General features: G+C 62.3%; 17 protein-coding genes. 12 read left to right on the plus strand and 5 right to left on the minus strand.

The window, feature by feature from the left end:
* The first annotated feature begins 22 nt into the window (after positions 1-22).
* On the plus strand, positions 23-1,159 hold the full coding sequence (gene hisC / locus ACT6QG_RS02925; protein WP_444976099.1) for a histidinol-phosphate transaminase: 1,137 nt from the start codon (positions 23-25) through the stop codon (positions 1,157-1,159).
* Entirely contained in the window at positions 1,156-2,097 is a 942-nt protein-coding gene (locus ACT6QG_RS02930; RefSeq protein WP_444976100.1) for a prephenate/arogenate dehydrogenase family protein, read from the plus strand. The genes hisC and ACT6QG_RS02930 overlap by 4 nt, the downstream gene beginning before the upstream one ends.
* Before the next feature lie 75 nt (positions 2,098-2,172).
* Here ACT6QG_RS02930 and ACT6QG_RS02935 read toward each other — a convergent pair whose 3' ends face one another.
* From ACT6QG_RS02935 to hemE, 4 genes are all read right to left on the minus strand, one after another.
* Positions 2,173-2,733 (minus strand): NifU family protein, encoded by a 561-nt coding sequence (locus ACT6QG_RS02935; RefSeq protein ID WP_444976101.1) that lies wholly within the window; start codon positions 2,731-2,733, stop codon positions 2,173-2,175.
* Positions 2,734-2,987: 254 nt separating this feature from the next.
* Entirely contained in the window at positions 2,988-4,256 is a 1,269-nt protein-coding gene (rho, locus tag ACT6QG_RS02940) for a transcription termination factor Rho (RefSeq protein WP_444976102.1), read from the minus strand.
* 239 nt (positions 4,257-4,495) lie between these two features.
* On the minus strand, positions 4,496-4,921 hold the full coding sequence (gene hemJ, locus ACT6QG_RS02945; RefSeq protein ID WP_444976103.1) for a protoporphyrinogen oxidase HemJ: 426 nt from the start codon (positions 4,919-4,921) through the stop codon (positions 4,496-4,498).
* A 15-nt stretch (positions 4,922-4,936) separates the two neighbouring features.
* Positions 4,937-5,983: a uroporphyrinogen decarboxylase gene (hemE, locus tag ACT6QG_RS02950; RefSeq protein ID WP_444976104.1), complete on the minus strand. Its 1,047-nt coding sequence runs from the start codon at positions 5,981-5,983 to the stop codon at positions 4,937-4,939.
* Positions 5,984-6,316: 333 nt separating this feature from the next.
* Here hemE and ACT6QG_RS02955 point away from each other — a divergent pair, with 333 nt between their 5' ends.
* Genes ACT6QG_RS02955 through dnaQ form a run of 5 tightly spaced genes read left to right on the plus strand, consistent with a single transcriptional unit; the run spans position 6,317 to position 10,027 of the window.
* Entirely contained in the window at positions 6,317-7,171 is an 855-nt protein-coding gene (locus tag ACT6QG_RS02955) for a pyruvate, water dikinase regulatory protein (protein ID WP_444976105.1), read from the plus strand.
* 1 nt (position 7,172) lies between these two features.
* Positions 7,173-7,790: a Maf family protein gene (locus tag ACT6QG_RS02960; RefSeq protein WP_444976106.1), complete on the plus strand. Its 618-nt coding sequence runs from the start codon at positions 7,173-7,175 to the stop codon at positions 7,788-7,790.
* Positions 7,787-8,629 (plus strand): shikimate dehydrogenase, encoded by an 843-nt coding sequence (locus ACT6QG_RS02965; RefSeq protein WP_444976107.1) that lies wholly within the window; start codon positions 7,787-7,789, stop codon positions 8,627-8,629. Before ACT6QG_RS02960 ends, ACT6QG_RS02965 begins: the two co-directional genes overlap by 4 nt.
* A 53-nt stretch (positions 8,630-8,682) precedes the next feature.
* Positions 8,683-9,276 carry a dephospho-CoA kinase gene (coaE, locus tag ACT6QG_RS02970; RefSeq protein WP_444976108.1) on the plus strand — a complete coding sequence of 198 codons (594 nt, stop codon included), beginning with the start codon at positions 8,683-8,685 and terminating at the stop codon, positions 9,274-9,276.
* A gap of 22 nt (positions 9,277-9,298) precedes the next feature.
* Positions 9,299-10,027, plus strand: a complete 729-nt coding sequence (dnaQ, locus tag ACT6QG_RS02975; RefSeq protein ID WP_444976109.1) for a DNA polymerase III subunit epsilon — start codon at positions 9,299-9,301, stop codon at positions 10,025-10,027.
* 175 nt (positions 10,028-10,202) lie between these two features.
* Here dnaQ and ACT6QG_RS02980 read toward each other — a convergent pair whose 3' ends face one another.
* Positions 10,203-12,227, minus strand: coding sequence for a thioredoxin domain-containing protein (locus ACT6QG_RS02980; protein ID WP_444976110.1), 2,025 nt, complete (start codon positions 12,225-12,227; stop codon positions 10,203-10,205).
* Positions 12,228-12,336: 109 nt separating this feature from the next.
* Here ACT6QG_RS02980 and mnmE point away from each other — a divergent pair, with 109 nt between their 5' ends.
* From mnmE to ACT6QG_RS03005, 5 genes are all read left to right on the plus strand, one after another.
* Entirely contained in the window at positions 12,337-13,635 is a 1,299-nt protein-coding gene (gene mnmE / locus ACT6QG_RS02985; protein ID WP_444976111.1) for a tRNA uridine-5-carboxymethylaminomethyl(34) synthesis GTPase MnmE, read from the plus strand.
* 133 nt (positions 13,636-13,768) lie between these two features.
* Positions 13,769-15,646 carry a tRNA uridine-5-carboxymethylaminomethyl(34) synthesis enzyme MnmG gene (mnmG, locus tag ACT6QG_RS02990; protein ID WP_444976112.1) on the plus strand — a complete coding sequence of 626 codons (1,878 nt, stop codon included), beginning with the start codon at positions 13,769-13,771 and terminating at the stop codon, positions 15,644-15,646.
* 77 nt (positions 15,647-15,723) lie between these two features.
* Positions 15,724-16,374, plus strand: coding sequence for a 16S rRNA (guanine(527)-N(7))-methyltransferase RsmG (rsmG, locus tag ACT6QG_RS02995; RefSeq protein ID WP_444976113.1), 651 nt, complete (start codon positions 15,724-15,726; stop codon positions 16,372-16,374).
* A gap of 150 nt (positions 16,375-16,524) precedes the next feature.
* Positions 16,525-17,385, plus strand: coding sequence for a ParA family protein (locus ACT6QG_RS03000; protein ID WP_444976114.1), 861 nt, complete (start codon positions 16,525-16,527; stop codon positions 17,383-17,385).
* Between the two features lie 75 nt (positions 17,386-17,460).
* Entirely contained in the window at positions 17,461-18,351 is an 891-nt protein-coding gene (locus ACT6QG_RS03005; protein WP_444976115.1) for a ParB/RepB/Spo0J family partition protein, read from the plus strand.
* Positions 18,352-18,363: the final 12 nt, after the last annotated feature.

Below are 18,363 nucleotides of genomic sequence, written 5' to 3' on the forward strand. Positions count from 1 at the left end.
GTCGTCGTTCCGGAGTTTTTCAATGTCCGCAGTCTCTTCCACCTCCTCGCGGCCCGAGCCGCGCCCCGGCGTTCTGGCCATCAGTGCCTATGTGCCGGGCAAGAGCCATGCGCCGGGAGTGGAGAAGGTCTACAAGCTCTCCTCCAATGAAACACCGATCGGACCGAGCCCGAAGGCCCTGGAAGCCTATGCCGGCGCCGGAGCGCGGCTGGAGGATTATCCTGACGGCACGGCTTCCGTGCTGCGCAAGGCCATTGCCCATGCCTATGGGCTGGACCCGGCGCGCATCATCTGCGGCGCGGGTTCAGACGAGCTGCTGAATCTGGTGGCCCATGTCTATCTCGGCCCCGGTGACGAGGCGATCTATTGCGAGCACGGTTTTCTTGTCTACCGCATCGCCACGCTTTCGGCTGGCGGTACGCCGGTGGTTGCCCCGGAGAAGGACCTGACCGCTGATGTGGACGCCATTCTCGCCCGTGTGACCGCACGCACGAAGCTGGTTTTCCTCGCCAATCCGAACAACCCCACCGGCACCTATCTGCCGATTGCCGAGGTGCGCCGCCTTCAGGCCGGCCTGCCGGCCCATGTCCTTCTGGTTCTCGATGCCGCCTATGCCGAATATGTGCGGCGCAATGATTATGAGGTGGGCCTCGAACTGGCGCTTTCCGCCCCGAATGTGCTGATGACCCGCACCTTCTCCAAGATCCACGGCCTTGCCGGCCTGCGCATTGGCTGGGCGGTGGGCCCGGACCATGTGATCGATGCCATGAACCGCGTGCGCGGGCCGTTCAACATGAACACGCCGGCCATTGCTGCGGGCGCGGCGGCCATTGCCGATCAGGCCCATGTGGAGAAGGCGGCGGACCACAATGCCCGCTGGCTCTCCTGGCTGACCGCGGAACTGGAGAAGATCGGCCTGAAGGTGACCCCCTCGGTCGCCAATTTCCTGCTCATCCATTTCCCCGAAACGCCCGGGCTTACGGCGCGCGAGGCAGATGCCTTCCTCATCCGCCGTGGTCTCATCCTGCGGGTGGTGGCCTCCTATGGCCTGCCCAATGCCCTGCGCATGACCGTGGGTTCCGAGGAGGCCAACCGCCTTGCCGTGGCGGCCCTGGCCGATTTCATGGCGGGCAAGGCAAATGAAGGACAAGGCGCGTGACACCGGTCCTGTTTGAACGGCTGCTCATCATCGGCGCGGGTCTCATCGGCTCATCCATTGCCCGCGCGGTGCGGGAGCGCAGGCTGGTCCGCACCCTTGTGGTGGCGGACCAGGACCCTGCCGTGTGCGCCCGCGTGCGCGAGCTGGGTTTTGCCGATGAGGTGACCGGGAATGCGGCTGAGGCGGCGCGTGAGGCCGATCTCATCATCGTGTGTGTGCCGGTGGGTGCGATGGGTGCTGTTGCCGCCCAGATCGGTCCCCAGCTCAAGCCAGGGGCCATCCTGTCTGATGTGGGCTCCGTCAAGGGTGCCGTCATGAGCGTGATGGCGCCCCATGTGCCGGCCCATGCCCATCTCATCCCGGCCCATCCTGTGGCGGGCACGGAATGTTCGGGGCCGGATGCCGGTTTCGCCACCCTGTTCGAGAACCGCTGGTGCATCATCACCCCGCCCGAGGGGGCCGATGAGACGGCGGTGGAGCGTCTCTCCAGCCTGTGGCGGGCCATGGGTGCGGATGTGGAAGTGATGGATCTGCGCCGGCATGATCTGGTGCTCGCCATCACCAGCCATCTGCCGCATCTCATCGCCTACAATATCGTGGGTACGGCCGCCGATCTGGAAGAGGACATGGCCTCCGAGGTGATCAAATACTCGGCCGGCGGTTTTCGTGACTTCACCCGTATCGCGGCATCAGACCCCACAATGTGGCGGGACATCTTCCTCTATAACCGTGAGGCGGTTCTGGAGATGCTGGGCCGCTTCACGGAAGATCTCACGGCTCTTCAGCGCGCCATCCGCTATGGCGATGGGGAAAAGCTGTTCGATCATTTCACCCGCACCCGCGCCATCCGCCGCTCCATCATCGAGATGGGGCAGGAAACGGATGCGCCGGACTTCGGCCGTCTTGCCGCGGAAAAGCCACGGCACGAGCAAAGCTGACAATCCGCTGTTCCAAAAGACAAGGCTCTGGCCCCATGCGGCCAGAGCCTTTTTCATGTCTGCGGGGCTGTGGTCTCAGGCCGCCTGTACTTCCAGCACTTCCGGCACGAAATGCTTCAGCAGGTTTTCCACCCCGTGCTTGAGCGTGGCGGTGGAGGACGGGCAGCCGGAGCAGGCCCCCTTCATGTTGAGATAAACCACACCGTTCCTGAACCCGCGGAAGGTGATGTCACCGCCATCACCGGCCACCGCCGGGCGCACGCGCGTGTCGAGCAGATCCTTGATGGTATCAACGATGCTGGCATCCTTCGGATCGAAGAATTCATCACCGTCCGTGCTGTCGAGAACCGCATTCTCGCTCACCACCGGTGCACCGGACATGAAATGTTCCATGATGGCGCCCAGAATGGCCGGCTTCAGCTGCGCCCATTCACCGGCACCCTTGGTGACGGTGATGAAATCATCACCCAGAAACACACCCTCCACGCCCTTCACATCGAACAGGCGTTGCGCCAGCGGGGAAACCAGCGCGGCATCGGCATCGGGCATGTCCAGCACGCCTTCGGCCAGCACGGTGCGACCGGGCAGGAACTTCAGGGTCGCCGGGTTCGGAGTGGTTTCGGTCTGAATGAACATGGGGGCAATCCTCGAAAACAGACCGTTCCGGGGAGCGGTCCTGGCCGGATGCCCTGATCTGTGCTCAGCGTGCATCCACCTTGTGTCTGTTCAAAGATAGGTGCTCGCGACCCAAACCGGAAGAGCGCATATGTGGTTCTTACGGAATTGACAGCAGATGCGACGCGCCGCCACAGGCCGCAGAGCCCCCGCAATGAAAAAGGCCGGCCCATATGGACCGGCCTTCATGCCTGTATACATGTAGACAGACGAAATCAGGTGTTCATCGAATCGAAGAAGTCCTGATTGGTCTTGGTCTGGCGCAGCTTGTCCTGCAGGAACTCGATGGCATCGACAGTGCCCATCGGGTTGAGGATACGGCGCAGCACATACATCTTCTTGAGCGTATCGGCCGGAACCAGCAGCTCTTCCTTGCGGGTGCCGGAACGGGTGATGTCGATGGCCGGGAAGACGCGCTTGTCCGCCACCTTGCGGTCGAGGATGACTTCCGAGTTACCGGTGCCCTTGAATTCCTCGAAGATGACCTCATCCATGCGCGAACCGGTCTCGATCAGCGCCGTGGCGATGATGGTGAGCGAGCCGCCTTCCTCGATATTGCGGGCCGCGCCGAAGAAGCGCTTGGGCCGCTGGAGGGCATTGGCGTCCACACCACCGGTCAGCACCTTGCCGGAGGACGGCACGACGGTGTTGTAGGCGCGGCCAAGGCGGGTGATGGAATCCAGCAGGATCACCACATCACGGCCATGCTCGACCAGACGCTTGGCCTTTTCGATCACCATCTCGGCCACCTGCACGTGGCGGGCTGCCGGTTCATCGAAGGTGGAGGAAATGACCTCACCCTTCACCGAACGCTGCATATCCGTCACTTCCTCGGGCCGCTCGTCGATGAGCAGCACGATGAGATAGCACTCGGGATGATTGGCGGTGATGGACTTGGCGATGTTCTGCAGCAGCACCGTCTTGCCGGTGCGGGGCGGCGCCACGATCAGGGAGCGCTGGCCCTTGCCGATGGGCGCGACAATGTCGATCACCCGCGCCGAGAAATCTTTCTTGCCCGCATTTTCCTCATTTTCGAGCTTCAGGCGCTCGTCCGGATAAAGCGGGGTGAGATTGTCGAAATTGATCTTGTGGCGGATTTTCTCAGGGTCTTCGAAATTGATCGTGTTGACCTTGAGAAGGGCGAAATAGCGTTCCCCTTCCTTGGGGGAGCGGATCTGGCCTTCCACCGTATCGCCGGTACGCAGGCCAAAGCGGCGGATCTGCGAGGGGGAGACATAGATATCATCCGGCCCGGGCAGATAATTGGATTCGGGAGAGCGCAGAAAGCCGAAGCCATCCTGCAGCACTTCCACGACCCCTTCGCCGATGATCTCCGTATCGCGCAGCGCCAGCTGCTTGAGAATGGCGAACATCAGTTCCTGCTTGCGCAGTGTGCTGGCGTTCTCCACCTCGTTTTCTTCAGCGAAGGTGAGGAGTTCGACAGGGGTTTTGGTTTTAAGGTCTTGAAGTTTCACTTCCCGCATATGGGAAAGCCTCGATTGAATCTCAGGAGAGAGCCAGCGGAGAGAACTCACGCTGGCCATTGGAAAGGGTGGAAATCGCAGATCTACAGATGAGAGCCGGGTAAGGAACTTCCAGCTGGCGCGTCGGTCGACCCGTTGGATGGCCGGACATCAGGACGCGCAATGCCTGCGTTGAGGAAAGCCTGCTCAGGATAGCAGGCACGCAGGCATGCGCAAGACCCTATCTGCGTTCATCCCAATCAAAATGGCTTCAGCACCACCAGCAGCACGATGCCGATCATCAGAACTGTCGGGACTTCATTGGCAATACGGTAATATCGTGTGGAACGGGTGTTCCTGTCAGCCGCAAAGTCCTTCACCCAGCGGCTCATCATGCCGTGCACGCCGGAAAGGATGATCACCAGCGTGAGCTTGGCATGGAACCAGGGCTCGGCATACCAGCCCCCTTCCCAGGCCAGATACAGCCCCGCCAGCCAGGCCACGATCATCGCCGGATTGATGATGGCTTTCAGCAGACGCCGTTCCATCACCTTGAAGGTTTCGGACTTGTCCGAACCCACCTGCGCCATGGTGTGGTACACCATGAGGCGCGGCAGATAGAGCATCCCCGCCATCCATGCAATGACAGCGATGATGTGCAGCGCCTTGATCCACAAATACAACATCAGCTCGTTCCCGCCTCAGAGCGCGCGGCGCACGCCGGCGACCAGTGCTTCCACATGGGCGATCGGCGTTTCGGGGCGGATGCCGTGGCCAAGATTGAAAATGTGGCGGCAGCCGGCGAAATCCTGCCGGATGCCGGCAATTTCCTCTTCCAGCGCACCACCGCCGGCAATCAGCCGCAGCGGATCGAGATTGCCCTGAAGGGCCACCTTGTCGCCCAGCCGGGCGCAGACAGAGGCGCGGTCCGCCGTCCAGTCCAGCCCCAGCGCGGTGACGCCTACCGCCTGAAGCTTCTCCATTGCCTCGATGCTGGCGCCCTTGGGGAAGGCGATGATGCGCGCGCCGGGATGCTCGGCCCGCAGCTGTTCCACCATGCGCCGCACCGGCTCCACGCACCAGCGGTCGAAGGAAAGCGGGTCGAGCACGCCGGACCAGCTGTCAAAAATCTGCACCGCCTGTGCACCTGCCCGGATCTGCGCCGAAAGATGCGCGACGGAAACATCGGTCAGATGATCGATCAGCCGCTGGAACAGGGCCGGTTCCCGCAGGGCCAGAAGGCGTGCGGGGGCCTGATCCGGGGTGCCCCGGCCAGCCACCATGTAGGTCGCCACGGTCCAGGGCGCGCCACAGAAGCCGATCAGCGCCGTTTCCGGGGCCAGGGCCGCACGGGTTCTGGCAAGCGCCTCATAGACCGGCTGTACCTTCGCCGGATCGAGCGTATCGGGAAGAGCGGCGATGCGCTCGGCCTGGTTCACTTCCTCAAGGCGGGGGCCTTCACCCGTCTCGAACCGCAGGCCAACGCCCAGCGCATGGGGCACGACCAGAATGTCCGAGAAAATGATGGCCGCATCAAACCCAAACCGGCGGATGGGCTGAAGGGTTACCTCGGATGCAAGTTCGGGATTGTAGCACAGCGAGAGGAAGTCACCCGCCTGAGCCCTCACCTCCCGGTATTCCGGCAGATAGCGTCCGGCTTGCCGCATCATCCAGAGCGGAGGCGGATTGAGAGGGGTTCCATCGAGTACCTGCAGGAAAGGCGACCTTGTCGCCACAGAGCCATTCATCGCCAGCCTTCAATCAAGGAATATATTTTTAAATGAGAGTCTTTAGAGTCTTTACGGTTGATTAACCATTTACAGGACTGTCGACAACCGCTCCACATGTCATCACCATTTGCCGGCTGCATTTGTCGCAGGCTGGAGGGGCCGCAAGGGCGCGTTAATAAAGGATTAACGATTGTGGCAAAGCTGATATTCACATTCACACACAGGAGGGGTCCGGATTCAGTCCATGCAAGTTGAATTGTGGAAAGTTATGAGTCCTTTCAACAGCCTGCGCCTGCCACTCCCGTGGAGGCATGGCTTCATCAACACTCTTCCACAGGGGCGGTGGATATCGTGAGCACTGAACAACCGCGCAAGGAAAGCTATTTCCATCTCCACCTGGTTTCAGACGCCACGGGAGAAACCCTCATCAATGTGGGCCGGGCCGCCTGTGCCCAATATGCCAATGTGCGTCCCATCGAGCATGTCTATCCGCTCATCCGCTCGATGAAGCAGCTTGAACGGGTGCTGAGCGAGATCGAGAGCAATCCCGGCATCGTGCTTTATACGCTCGTGGATATGGAGCTGCGCAGCTGCCTGAAGGAGCGCTGCGCCGAACTGGGGGTGCCGGTGCTGTCCGTTCTCGCCCCGGTGGTGCGGATGTTCCAGTCCTATCTGGGCGGGGAGCCGACCCCGCGGGTGGGGGGCCAGCATGCGCTGGATACGGACTATTTCAAGCGTATCGATGCCCTGAACTACACTGTCATGCATGATGACGGGCAGCTTGTGGATGATCTTGAAGAGGCGGATGTGGTGCTGCTTGGTGTCTCGCGCACCTCCAAGACGCCGACCTCCATCTATCTGGCCAACCGTGGCATCAAGACCGCGAATATCCCGCTGGTGCCGCAAGTGCCGGTGCCGCCAAATGTCGAGATGCTGAAAAAACCGCTGATCGTCGGGCTTGTGGCCAGTCCCGAGCGGATTGTCGAAATCCGCCAGAACCGCCTTCTGGGGCTGAACGCGGTGGATTCCGCCGGTTCATATACGGATCGTGATGCCGTGCGGGAGGAAATCACCTTTGCCCGGCGGCTGTGTTCCCGTAATGGATGGCCTGTTATCGATGTGACCCGCCGGTCTATCGAGGAAACCGCTGCCAATATCATGGCTTTGCTGCATGAGCGGCGTCGCCGCGTCCAATCCGAGGCCTGACATGGAAAACAAAATCCTCTGGCGTCATGAACAGCCGCTGGTTCTGGCCTCCAAGAGCACCACCCGCCTCTCCTTGCTGGTGCATGCCGGGGTGCCGGTGGAAACCGTGTCCCTGAATGTGGACGAGCGCGCCCTTCAGGCCGAGGTGGAAGGCAAGCTGGAGCCCGACCAGATCGCCCTCACACTCGCGCGCGCAAAGGCGATTGCCGGTTCCGAGACCTCACGCGGACGCATCGTGCTGGGTGCGGACCAGACCCTGGCGCTGGGCAGCCAGATGTTCCACAAGCCGCTGAGCATGGAACTGGCCCGCAAGCAGTTGCAGATCCTCTCCGGCGCCACCCATGCCCTGCATTCCGCCGCGGCGGTGGTGATAGATGGTGAAGTGGTGTTCGAGACGGTTTCCAGCGCCTATCTCACCATGCGCGATCTTTCGGATGACATGCTCGACACCTATCTGACGGCAGCCGGAAACAGGGTGATGGATTCCGTTGGCGGCTATCAGCTCGAGGCGGTGGGGCTGCATCTGTTCACCCGTGTGCAGGGGGATCATTTCACCATTCTCGGGTTGCCCCTGCTCCAGATCCTGCCCTTCTTCCGGGAAAGGGGTTTTCTGCCATGATCCGCCGGGCCTGTGTCACCGGACATCCGGTTGCCCATTCGCGCTCTCCGCTGCTGCATGGCTACTGGCTGAAAACAATCGGTCTTTCAGGTGTTTATGTTCGGGAGGATGTTCCTCCTGAACAGGCCGCGGGATTTTATCGCAATCTCGCGGAGCATGGATATGTGGGCTGCAATGTCACCATTCCGAACAAGGAAATCGCATTTTCAGCCCTTGATGAAGCCGATGAGACAGCCGCCGCGCTCGGAGCCGCCAACACCCTGTGGATAGAGGGTGGAAAACTCCATGGCAGCAATACGGATGGCTATGGGTTTCTCGCCAATCTGGATGAATGTGCACAAGACTGGGACAAGTCGCGTGGCACGGTACTGGTTCTGGGTGCGGGCGGTGCTTCACGGGCGATCATCCATGCACTGGTGAGCCGTGGTTTCGGGCGGATCTATCTTGCCAACCGCACCTTGTCGCGGGCGGAAGCCGTGGCCAGACCCTATCCGGCCATTGTCCAGCCGCGTGATTTTGCCGATGTGCCGGCCTTGCTCCAGGAAGCGGACGTGCTGGTGAATTGCACCTCCCTGGGCATGAAGGGCTCGGAACCGCTGGATCTTGACCTGTCTGCCCTGCCTGAACATGCGGTGGTGACGGACATTGTCTATGTGCCGCTGCTGACCCCGCTGCTGGAAAGGGCGCAGGCCCGCGGATTGCGGATCGTGGATGGTCTGGGCATGCTGCTGCATCAGGGCGTTCCCGGTTTTGAACGCTGGTTCGGCGTGCGTCCACAGGTGACGGATGAGTTGCGCGCCACACTCGTGGCCGACATCATGGGCACCGATAAAGGCTGAACCACTGTTTCACGTGAAACAGGCAGCCCAGCGGATTTGAAGGACTGAACCCGATGTGGATCCTCGGTCTCACCGGCTCTATCGGCATGGGAAAATCGGCAACCGCCAGCATGTTTCGCAGCCTGGGTGTGCCGGTTCATGATGCGGATGCAGCCGTGCATGCGCTCTATCGGGGCAAGGCGGTGGCGCCGGTCGAGGCCGCTTTTCCCGGTGTGAGCCGGAATGGCGAGATTGACCGCCCTACCCTTTCCGCCCGCGTGCTGAATGATGCCGGGGCCATGAAACGGCTGGAACAGATTGTCCATCCTCTTGTTGCAGCGGAGGAAAAGGACTTTCTGGCGCGGGCGCGCTCTTGCGGGGCACGCTGTGTGGTTCTCGACATTCCCCTGCTGTTTGAGGCTGGTGGACATGAACGTGTGGATGCGGTGATCGTGGTTACCGCCCCGCACGCCGTGCAGCTTGAAAGGGTGATGAGCCGTGAGGGCATGACGCAGGAGCGGTTTGAAGCCATCAAGGCCCGCCAGATGCCGGATGCGCTGAAGCGCCAGCGGGCCCATTTCATCATTGATACCAGCCGGGGCTTTGGCTCCGCGCAGCATCAGGTGGCCGGCATCATCCGCTCTCTTGCGGGGCCGGGCCGTCGCTGAAGGCATTGGGCAGGAGAAGAAAATGCGTGAAATCGTGCTCGATACCGAAACCACGGGCCTGAAAGCCAATGCCGGTGACCGGCTGGTGGAAATCGGCTGCGTGGAAATGGTGAACCGCGTGCTCACCGGCAATGTCTATCATGTCTATATCAATCCCGAGCGGGACATGCCGATCGAGGCCTTCAATGTGCACGGCCTTTCGGAGGAGTTTCTCTCCGACAAGCCGCTTTTTGAAGACATTGCCGATGAGTTTCTGGATTTCATCAAGGATGATACTCTCGTCATCCATAATGCCAAGTTCGATATCGGCTTCCTGAATGCGGAACTGGAGCGGGTTTCCAAGCCACTCATTTCTTATGACCGTGTGGTCGATACGCTGGATCTGGCCCGCCGCAAGCATGGCAATAATGGCAATACGCTCGACCAGCTGATGAGCCGCTACGGCATCGATGGTTCACGCCGCGTGAAGCATGGCGCCTTGCTCGATTCCGAATTGCTGGCGGATGTCTATGTCGAACTTCTGGGTGGTCGGCAGATCAGCCTGATGGGTTTTGTGGAAGAGGACACGCGAACGCAAACGGCCGAAACCGTGAATGTCAGTGTCTCGCACAGTCAGGCCCGCCAGCGTCCCGCCCCCGTGCCCTCGCGTCTCACGCCCGAGGAGGAGGCCGCTCATGCAGCCTTCATCGCCGGCATGGGCGAGAAGGCACTCTGGCTGAAATATGCGGATGATGCCGGGAAGAGTGTCTGATAAATTTTTTCTATCAAATATGCATGAACCGATCTGGAAAACTGATCGAATATAAGGCGTTCTGGCGGGAATTTGACATCACTTTTGATCCTTCGGTCATGAAGGTGAAAATTCCCGCCAGTGACCTTCTCAGGCGATTTTAGAGGCAGTCACCATTTTTGACGGGTCTTGCTCCTCAAGCCTGCATATTCAGGATCGCACTTTTCAGCTTTTCCGGATCTGTCACCGGCAAGGTGCAGTTTTCTCCCACACAGATGAAGGCCGCGCCTTCTGCCGGGGCGGATGCGATGCGCGCGGCGGTGATGCTGTCTGGCGCAACCTTGCCCATGTCCATCACCCGGCGCACGACCCGCAGGGGAAATGGCAGGGCCAGTGCTGCCTGGGCCAATGCATCGGCCTGCGCTCCCGTGCCCACCACCGTGATCTGGGCCAGTGTGAAGCGGGTATCGAGCGCATTCAGTGTTGCGCCATGCGCGAGCACATTCCTGTTGGCCGCCCCCGAAAGACCGGCCAGAATCCGGTCTGCCCGGGCGCGCAGCAGCTCATCATCCAGCAGGGCGCTGAGCCGCAACAGGGCATCGGCCGCCACCGCATTGGGATTGGGCAGGGCTTCATCATGGCTGCTGAGGGGACGCATGATCAGTGCCTCAGCATCATCAGCCGTGAGGAAATATGTGCCGCTGGCCGCATCCAGATGGTGTTCTTCCAGCAACTCCAGAAACTGCCGGGCACGATCCAGAAACGCGGTTTCACCCGTTGCTTCATGCAGGGCGATAGCGGCGCGGGCCATGGCGGCAAGGTCTGAGGACAGACCGGGAAACACGAGCTTGCCTCCGCACAGGGAGTGCCCCAGCCGCCCGTCACGCATCATGTGGGTGCAGATGGCATCAAAGGCGCGGCGGGCCAGAGCAATCCACGCCCCCTGCCCGAGCATCACGGCTGTCCGGGCAAGGGCCCCGATCATCAGGCCATTCCAGTCTGCCAGAACCTTGTCGTCACGGCCGGGGCGAACCCGCCGGGCACGGGCCTTGAGCAGTTTCGCGCGCAGCGGGGCCAGCCGGGCTTCGTCCTCCAGGGATACAGAACCGGCCTTGGTGCGGTTCAATATGGTGTGCCCTTCCCAGTTGCCCTGACGGGTCACATCATAAAAGCGACCAAAAAAGGCGGCGTCATCGGGGCCGAGAATCGCGCTGATCTCTTCCGCGCTCCACACATAGAAGCGCCCTTCCTCACCCTCGCTGTCGGCATCCAGGCTGGCGGTGAAGGCCCCTTCCGGGCTCATCATCTCCCGCTCCAGCCACTCCACGGTTTCCTGCGCGCGGGTGAGATAGAGCGGGTCATGCGTCTCGTAACCGGCCAGTGCGAGCAGTTCGAGAAGCTGGGCATTATCGTAAAGCATCTTCTCGAAGTGCGGCACCAGCCAGGCATCATCCACCGCATAGCGGGCAAAGCCGCCGCCCAGATGATCATAAATGCCGCCCTCGCTCATGCGGTGGATGGCAAAGATGACGGGCTGTGTCAGCGCGTCATTCTTCTGGTGGGTTCCACTGCGCCAGAGAAATTCCAGCAGGCTGCACTGGGGAAATTTCGGGGCGCCTTTCAGTCCCCCATGCACCGGGTCCAGAACAGCGGTGAGACGCTCGCCAAGGGAGGAAAGGTCCTCGCGCGAAATGGTGATGGTGCCGGGTGGGCGGGCGGCCTTTTCAAGCCGGGCGCGCAGGGCATCGGCGCTCTGGCGCACCTTTGCCGGATCCTCGTGATAGACCGCTGAAATCTGCTTCAGCACATCGGTGAAGCCCGGGCGGCCATAGCGCGAATGCGGGGGGAAATAGGTGCCGCCCCAGAAGGGATGGCCTTCCCCATCCAGAAACATGGTGAGCGGCCAGCCCCCCTGCTGCCCCATATGATGCAGGGCGGACATGTAGATCTGGTCGACATCCGGCCGCTCTTCCCGGTCCACCTTGATATTGATGAACAGCGCATTCATCAGCGCGGCAATCTCTTCGTTCTCGAAGCTCTCATGCGCCATGACATGACACCAGTGGCAGGCGGCATAGCCGATGGAGAGCAGAACCGGCTTGCCGCTGGCGCGCGCCTTCGCAAACGCTTCCGGCCCCCAGGGCCACCAGTGGACCGGATTGTTCCTGTGCTGGAGCAGATAGGGGCTGGTTTCCCCGGAAAGGCGGTTCTCTGTCATCATGCTCTCCGGCATTGTGGGGCCCGCAGCAAAAGGATTCTTCTGTTGCTATAAGCCATGGTCATGAAGAATGCGGGCGCTTGCAAGTCGCCCCTCCGCTGACAGGTGAAGAATGCCCGCCGAAACCATTTTTGCCCTTTCCTCGGGTCGCCTGCCCTCCGGCGTCGCTGTGGTGCGCCTGTCCGGGCCACAGGCCGGGCAGGCGCTGGAGGCCATGGCCGGCACCCTGCCGCCGCCGCGCGCGGCGCGCTATCGCGATGTGCGGGACCCGCACAATGGCGAATTGCTGGATCGCACTCTCATCCTGTTCTTTTCCGGCCCCAACAGCGTGACGGGAGAGGATGTGGCGGAACTTCACCTCCATGGCGGGCGTGCTGTTGTGGCGGGGGTGCTGGGTGCCCTGGCGCGCCTGCCCGGCCTGCGCCCGGCCGAGGCCGGGGAGTTTACCCGCCGGGCCCATGCCAATGGCAAGATGGATCTGGCCGAAGTGGAGGGGCTGGCTGATCTGATTGCCGCCGAAACGCAGGCGCAAAGGCGGCAGGCTCTGGCGCAGGCATCAGGCGCTCTTTCGCGCCGGGTGGAAGGCTGGCGGGAGGCGCTGGTTTCGGCTCTGGCCCTGGTGGAAGCCAGTATCGATTTTTCTGATGAAGGCGATGTGCCGCAGGATCTGACCCGTCAGGCCAATGCCTTCATTACCCCTCTGGAGCAGGAAATCGCGGCCGCCCTTGCTGATGCGGCGCGGGGGGAAAGGGTGCGTGACGGGCTGGTGGTGGCCATTGCCGGGCGCCCCAATGCGGGAAAATCAACCCTGCTGAACCGTCTTGCCGGACGCGAGGCGGCAATCGTTTCAGACCTTCCGGGCACAACACGCGATGTGCTGGAAGTGCATCTGGAACTGGCCGGACAGGCGGTCACCTTGCTGGATACGGCGGGCCTGCGTGAAACGGCGGATGTGGTGGAGGCTGAAGGTGTGCGCCGGGCTTTGGCGCGGGCGGAAGCGGCGGATATGGTGCTTTGGCTCTCGCCGGAGGAGGAGCCCCCGCCGGCCAGCTTTGAGCATGCCGTGAAGATCCGCAGCAAATGTGATTGCGGGGTAAAGGCCGGTGCCGGCTGGCTTGGGCTTTCGGTGCAGACCGGTGAGGGGCTGGAAAAGGTGCTGGCCGAAATCGAAAAGCGGGCCTCCACTCTTGCCGGCGGCGAGCCGGCTCTGGTGACCCGCGAGCGGCAGCGGCTGGCGCTGGAAGCCGCGGCTTTTCATCTGGCCCGGGCCGCGCAGGAGTTTGCAGGTCTGGAGGAATTGCGGGCCGAGGAACTGCGCCTTGCCGCCCGCGCTCTGGACCGCACCATCGGGCGTGTCGATGTGGAGGATATTCTCGATTCCCTCTTCTCCACCTTCTGTATCGGCAAATGACCGGGGAATGTTTCACGTGAAACATCCGCTCCTGCGCTGTTGAAGATCGAAAACGTCCGAACGCCTTGACGCAGCCATCAAGAAGGCGTTTCCAGAAAGACAACTGATCCGCCCTTCCGGGACGCTTTATTTCATGAACCAGTCTGCCCCTTCTGCCGCCTTCGATGTGATTGTCGTGGGTGGCGGCCATGCCGGATGTGAGGCCGCCGCCGCCTCTGCCCGCGCCGGTGCGCGCACCGCCCTCGTCACCCACTCTGCCGCCACCATCGGGATCATGTCCTGCAATCCGGCGATTGGCGGTCTCGGCAAGGGCCATCTGGTGCGCGAGATTGATGCGCTCGACGGATTGATGGGCAAGGTGGCGGATCAGGGCGGCATCCAGTTTCGCATGCTCAACCGGCGCAAGGGGCCAGCGGTGCGCGGGCCGCGTGCGCAAGCAGACCGCAAGCTCTATGCAAAGGCCATGCAGCTCGCTCTCGCCGGGCAGGAAAACCTGACCATTGTGGAGGGCGAGGCAGATGACCTGCTGATGCAGGGCAGGCGCGTCAGCGGGCTGCGCCTTGCCGATGGGCGGGAATATGTGTGTGGCGCAGTGGTGCTCACCACCGGTACCTTCCTCAATGGGCTCATCCATCTGGGGGAGGAAAGCTGGCCGGCAGGGCGCATAGATGAAAAACCGGCCCTTGGTCTCTCCCCTGCCCTTGCCCGTCTGGGTCTTTCTCTCGGGCGGCTGAAGACCGGCACGCCGGCCCGGCTGGATGGCCGCACCATTGACTGGGCATCCCTCGACATGCAGCCGGGCGATGAGGATCCGGAGCCCTTCTCTGCCCTCACCACCCATCTGCCCAACCCGCAGGTGGAATGCGGCGTGACGCGGACCACCGCCCAGACGCACGACATCATTCGCGCCAATCTTGGCCGTTCGGCCATGTATTCCGGACGCATCGCCAGCACCGGGCCGCGCTATTGCCCCTCCATCGAGGACAAGGTGGTGCGGTTTGCGGACCGGGACAACCACCAGATCTTTCTGGAACCGGAGGGGCTGGATGATCACACCGTCTATCCCAACGGGGTCTCCTCTTCCCTGCCGGCGGATGTGCAGTTCGCATTCCTGCGCTCGATTCCCGGTCTGGAAAAGGTGGAGATCATCCGCCCCGGCTATGCGATCGAGTATGACCATGTGGACCCGCGCGAGCTGGACCCCACTCTTGAGACACGCCGTGTGCAGGGGCTGTTCCTTGCCGGGCAGATCAATGGCACCACAGGTTATGAGGAGGCCGGCGCGCAGGGGCTTCTGGCCGGGCTGAATGCGGCGCGGCGGGCATCCGGGCAGGATGGGGCGGTGTTTGATCGCGCCGAGGCCTATCTGGGTGTGATGGTGGATGATCTGGTCACGCGGGGGGTGAGCGAGCCCTATCGCATGTTCACCTCGCGCGCCGAATACCGCCTCACCCTCCGGGCTGACAATGCAGACCAGCGCCTGACAGGCCGCGGGGAGGTTTTGGGGCTTGTGGGTGCGGAGCGGGCCGCTCATTTCGCCCGCCGCAAGGCGGCGCTGGAACAGGCCCGCGCACTGGCCCGCACGCTCACCATCACGCCCACGGAGGCGGCGCGGGCGGGGCTGAGTGTGAATCAGGATGGACAGCGGCGAAGTGCCTTTGATCTGCTGGCCTATCCCGATATCGACATGGCCCGCCTCGCCGCCCTCTGGCCGGAGCTGGGCGCTGTGGATGCCGCCATTGCCGGGCAGGTGGAGATCGATGCGAAATATGCCGTCTATCTGGAACGGCAGGCGGCGGATATTGCCGTGCTCCGGCGCGATGAGGATCTCGTGCTGCCGGAGGATCTGGACTATGAGGGGCTTTCCGGCCTTTCAAACGAACTGAAGCAGCGCCTTGTGCGGGTGCGCCCGCGCACGATTGGCCAGGCGGGGCGGATGGAGGGCATGACCCCGGCAGCCCTGACCCTTCTGGCAACCCATGCCCGCCGGCATGTCCGGGCAGCGGGCTAGGATGCCTGATCGGGGTATATGGCGGGCATGTGGATAGCGGGGATGATTCATCCCTCTCTCAAGGCAGGAAAGACGATATGAGCGGCATGGATGAGGACCGGCACAAGCGGGCCATTGCGCAAAATGTTTCACATGAAACATTCGCCCGGCTGGAAACCATCGCCGCGCTTTTGGTGAAATGGCAAAAGACCATCAATCTGGTGGCTCCCTCCAGCCTGCCGGATCTGTGGCAGCGCCATATCGCCGATTCCCTCCAGCTGCTGGAGCATGCACCGAAGGATGCCCGGCGCTGGGTGGATCTTGGTTCGGGCGGCGGGTTTCCCGGCCTTGTGGTGGCTGCCGTTCTGGCGGAGCGGGAGGGCGCGCAGATGCATCTTGTGGAAAGCGATACCCGCAAGGCGGCCTTCCTGCGGGAAGCCGGGCGTGTCGCGAACCTTCCCGTGCAGGTCCATCCCCAGCGGATCGAGGCGGTTGCGCCGGCCCTTGCCCCGGGTACGGATGTGGTTTCAGCCCGTGCCCTGGCCCCCCTGCCCCGACTGCTGGATCTGGCCGGGCCTTTCCTTGCGGCGGGGGCTCTGGCTCTTTTTCCCAAGGGGCGTGATGCGGCGCGGGAATTGACCGAGGCCCGCAAAGGCTGGACACTGGATGTGAATGAAGCCACCAGCCTGAGTGACCCGGAGGGTCGAATCCTGATCATCCGGGAGGCAAGACCGCTCGGATCAGGTTGAGATGTGGCCTGGAGCATCTTAATATAGGGGCCGATGATGTTCCTCATCGGCCTTTCCCAGCTTTTTCAAAGGCTTGGGGTTCACCTTTCCGGCGGCCGAATGTCTGTCGCCGCAGGCTGAGACGGGTCGGGAACCGATGCGTCGAGGATCATGACCATGACGAACACCGCTTCCACCTCTTCTGCCCGCGAACCGGGTGCGCCGGTGCGTCCGCGCATTCTGGCTCTGGCGAATCAGAAGGGCGGCGTGGGCAAGACCACAACGGCCATCAATCTGGGCACCGCTCTTGCCGCCATCGGTGAGGATGTGCTGGTGCTCGATCTGGACCCCCAGGGCAATGCCTCCACGGGTCTGGGCGTGCCGCCCCCTGCCCGCAAGCTCACCTCCTATGATGTGCTCATGGGAGATGTGCCGCTGCGGGAGGCCATCATCAAGAGCTGCGTGCCGCGCCTGAACCTTCTGCCGGCGACACAGGATCTCGCCAGTTTCGAGCTGCAGATCGCCGCCGAAAAGGACAGGAATTTCCGGCTCCGGCAGGCGATCGATTCACTGAACCCTGATCAGTCAGGCGAACGCTATTCCTATGTGCTGGTGGATTGCCCGCCCTCCCTCTCGCTGCTGACGCTGAATGCGATGGTGGCGGCCGATGCCATACTGGTGCCGCTTCAGTGCGAGTTCTTTGCGCTGGAAGGGCTTTCCCAGCTCATCAGCACGGTCAATCAGGTAAAGGCCAGCCTCAATCCGGCTCTGGATATACAGGGCATCGTGCTCACCATGTATGATGGGCGCAACAATCTCTCCACGCAGGTGGAGCAGGATGTGCGCAATCATTTTGGGGCCAAGGTGTATGAAACGGTGATTCCGCGCAATGTGCGTGTGTCCGAGGCCCCATCCTATGGTAAGCCAGCTCTTCTTTATGATCTGAAATGCGCCGGCTCACAGGCATATCTGCGGCTTGCCTCCGAAATCATCCAGCGTGAGCGGGCGATGCGGGCCAGCGCCGCGGCCTGAAATCTGGCCCCGGCCTGAAGCCGTGCGGCGCGGTTGCCGCAACCTGACGAGATGCGTGAACAGGACAGAAGTATCATGGCGGAAGAACCGCGTTCCCGGCTCGGCCGGGGCCTTGCCGCACTGATCGGCGAAATCAGCGAGACACCGGAGCCGGCCGTGCGCCCCGGGCAGGCGGGCAGTGGCGCGCCGCGCCGTTTGCCCATCGAGCATGTCCGCCCCAGCCCGCGCAATCCGCGTCGGGCCTTCGTTGAGGAAGGGCTGGAGGATCTGACGGCTTCCATCCGCGAGAAGGGCATCATCCAGCCCATCGTGGTCCGCGCCCTGCCGGAGCCGGATATGTTCGAGATCGTGGCAGGTGAACGGCGCTGGCGTGCGGCGCAGCGCGCGGCCCTGCATGATGTGCCTGTCGTGGTGCTGGAGCTGACAGACCGTGAGGCGCTGGAAATCGCCATCATCGAGAATGTCCAGCGCTCGGATCTGAACGCGGTTGAGGAAGCGCAGGGCTATGAGGCCCTGATGGAAGAGTTCGCCTATACGCAGGCGGATCTGGCCAAGGTGATCGGCAAGAGCCGCAGTCATATCGCCAATACGCTGCGTCTGCTGAAGCTGCCAGCCAGTGTGAAGGCCTATGTGGAGGATGGTCGCCTCACGGCCGGTCACGCCCGCGCCCTTCTGGCTCATGACGACCCGGAAAAGATGGCCCGTGAGGTTGTCGAGAAGGGGCTGAATGTGCGCGATGTCGAGGCGCTGGCAAAGGCACCGGTGACTGGCGCGCCCGCCCCTGCCCGTCCGGTCAGGACGCCGGTGGCGAAATCCGCCGATATTCTCGCTCTTGAACGGCGGCTGGCGGAGATTGTAGGCGTGGATGCGTCCATTGAAAGCCGGGGCGAAGCGGGCGAGGTGCGCCTGCGCTATGCCTCGCTTGAGCAGCTGGACGATATATTGCGCCGTCTTGGCGTTGATTGAGCCGGGCGGTGC

Source organism: Haloleucobacter ellipsoideus (assembly GCF_052491725.1).

Excerpts from the sequence above, each read along its gene's own strand:
- hemE (WP_444976104.1), bottom strand. The coding sequence starts at position 5,983 with ATGAATGGCTCTGTGGCGACAAGGTCGCCTTTCCTGCAGGTACTCGAT.
- ACT6QG_RS02935 (WP_444976101.1), bottom strand. The coding sequence starts at position 2,733 with ATGTTCATTCAGACCGAAACCACTCCGAACCCGGCGACCCTGAAGTTC.
- dnaQ (WP_444976109.1), top strand. The coding sequence starts at position 9,299 with ATGCGTGAAATCGTGCTCGATACCGAAACCACGGGCCTGAAAGCCAAT.
- coaE (WP_444976108.1), top strand. The coding sequence starts at position 8,683 with ATGTGGATCCTCGGTCTCACCGGCTCTATCGGCATGGGAAAATCGGCA.
- mnmE (WP_444976111.1), top strand. The coding sequence starts at position 12,337 with ATGCCCGCCGAAACCATTTTTGCCCTTTCCTCGGGTCGCCTGCCCTCC.
- hemJ (WP_444976103.1), bottom strand. The coding sequence starts at position 4,921 with ATGTTGTATTTGTGGATCAAGGCGCTGCACATCATCGCTGTCATTGCA.
- hisC (WP_444976099.1), top strand. The coding sequence starts at position 23 with ATGTCCGCAGTCTCTTCCACCTCCTCGCGGCCCGAGCCGCGCCCCGGC.
- ACT6QG_RS03000 (WP_444976114.1), top strand. The coding sequence starts at position 16,525 with ATGACCATGACGAACACCGCTTCCACCTCTTCTGCCCGCGAACCGGGT.
- ACT6QG_RS02965 (WP_444976107.1), top strand. The coding sequence starts at position 7,787 with ATGATCCGCCGGGCCTGTGTCACCGGACATCCGGTTGCCCATTCGCGC.
- ACT6QG_RS03005 (WP_444976115.1), top strand. The coding sequence starts at position 17,461 with ATGGCGGAAGAACCGCGTTCCCGGCTCGGCCGGGGCCTTGCCGCACTG.
- ACT6QG_RS02960 (WP_444976106.1), top strand. The coding sequence starts at position 7,173 with ATGGAAAACAAAATCCTCTGGCGTCATGAACAGCCGCTGGTTCTGGCC.
- mnmG (WP_444976112.1), top strand. The coding sequence starts at position 13,769 with ATGAACCAGTCTGCCCCTTCTGCCGCCTTCGATGTGATTGTCGTGGGT.
- ACT6QG_RS02980 (WP_444976110.1), bottom strand. The coding sequence starts at position 12,227 with ATGATGACAGAGAACCGCCTTTCCGGGGAAACCAGCCCCTATCTGCTC.
- rho (WP_444976102.1), bottom strand. The coding sequence starts at position 4,256 with ATGCGGGAAGTGAAACTTCAAGACCTTAAAACCAAAACCCCTGTCGAA.
- rsmG (WP_444976113.1), top strand. The coding sequence starts at position 15,724 with ATGAGCGGCATGGATGAGGACCGGCACAAGCGGGCCATTGCGCAAAAT.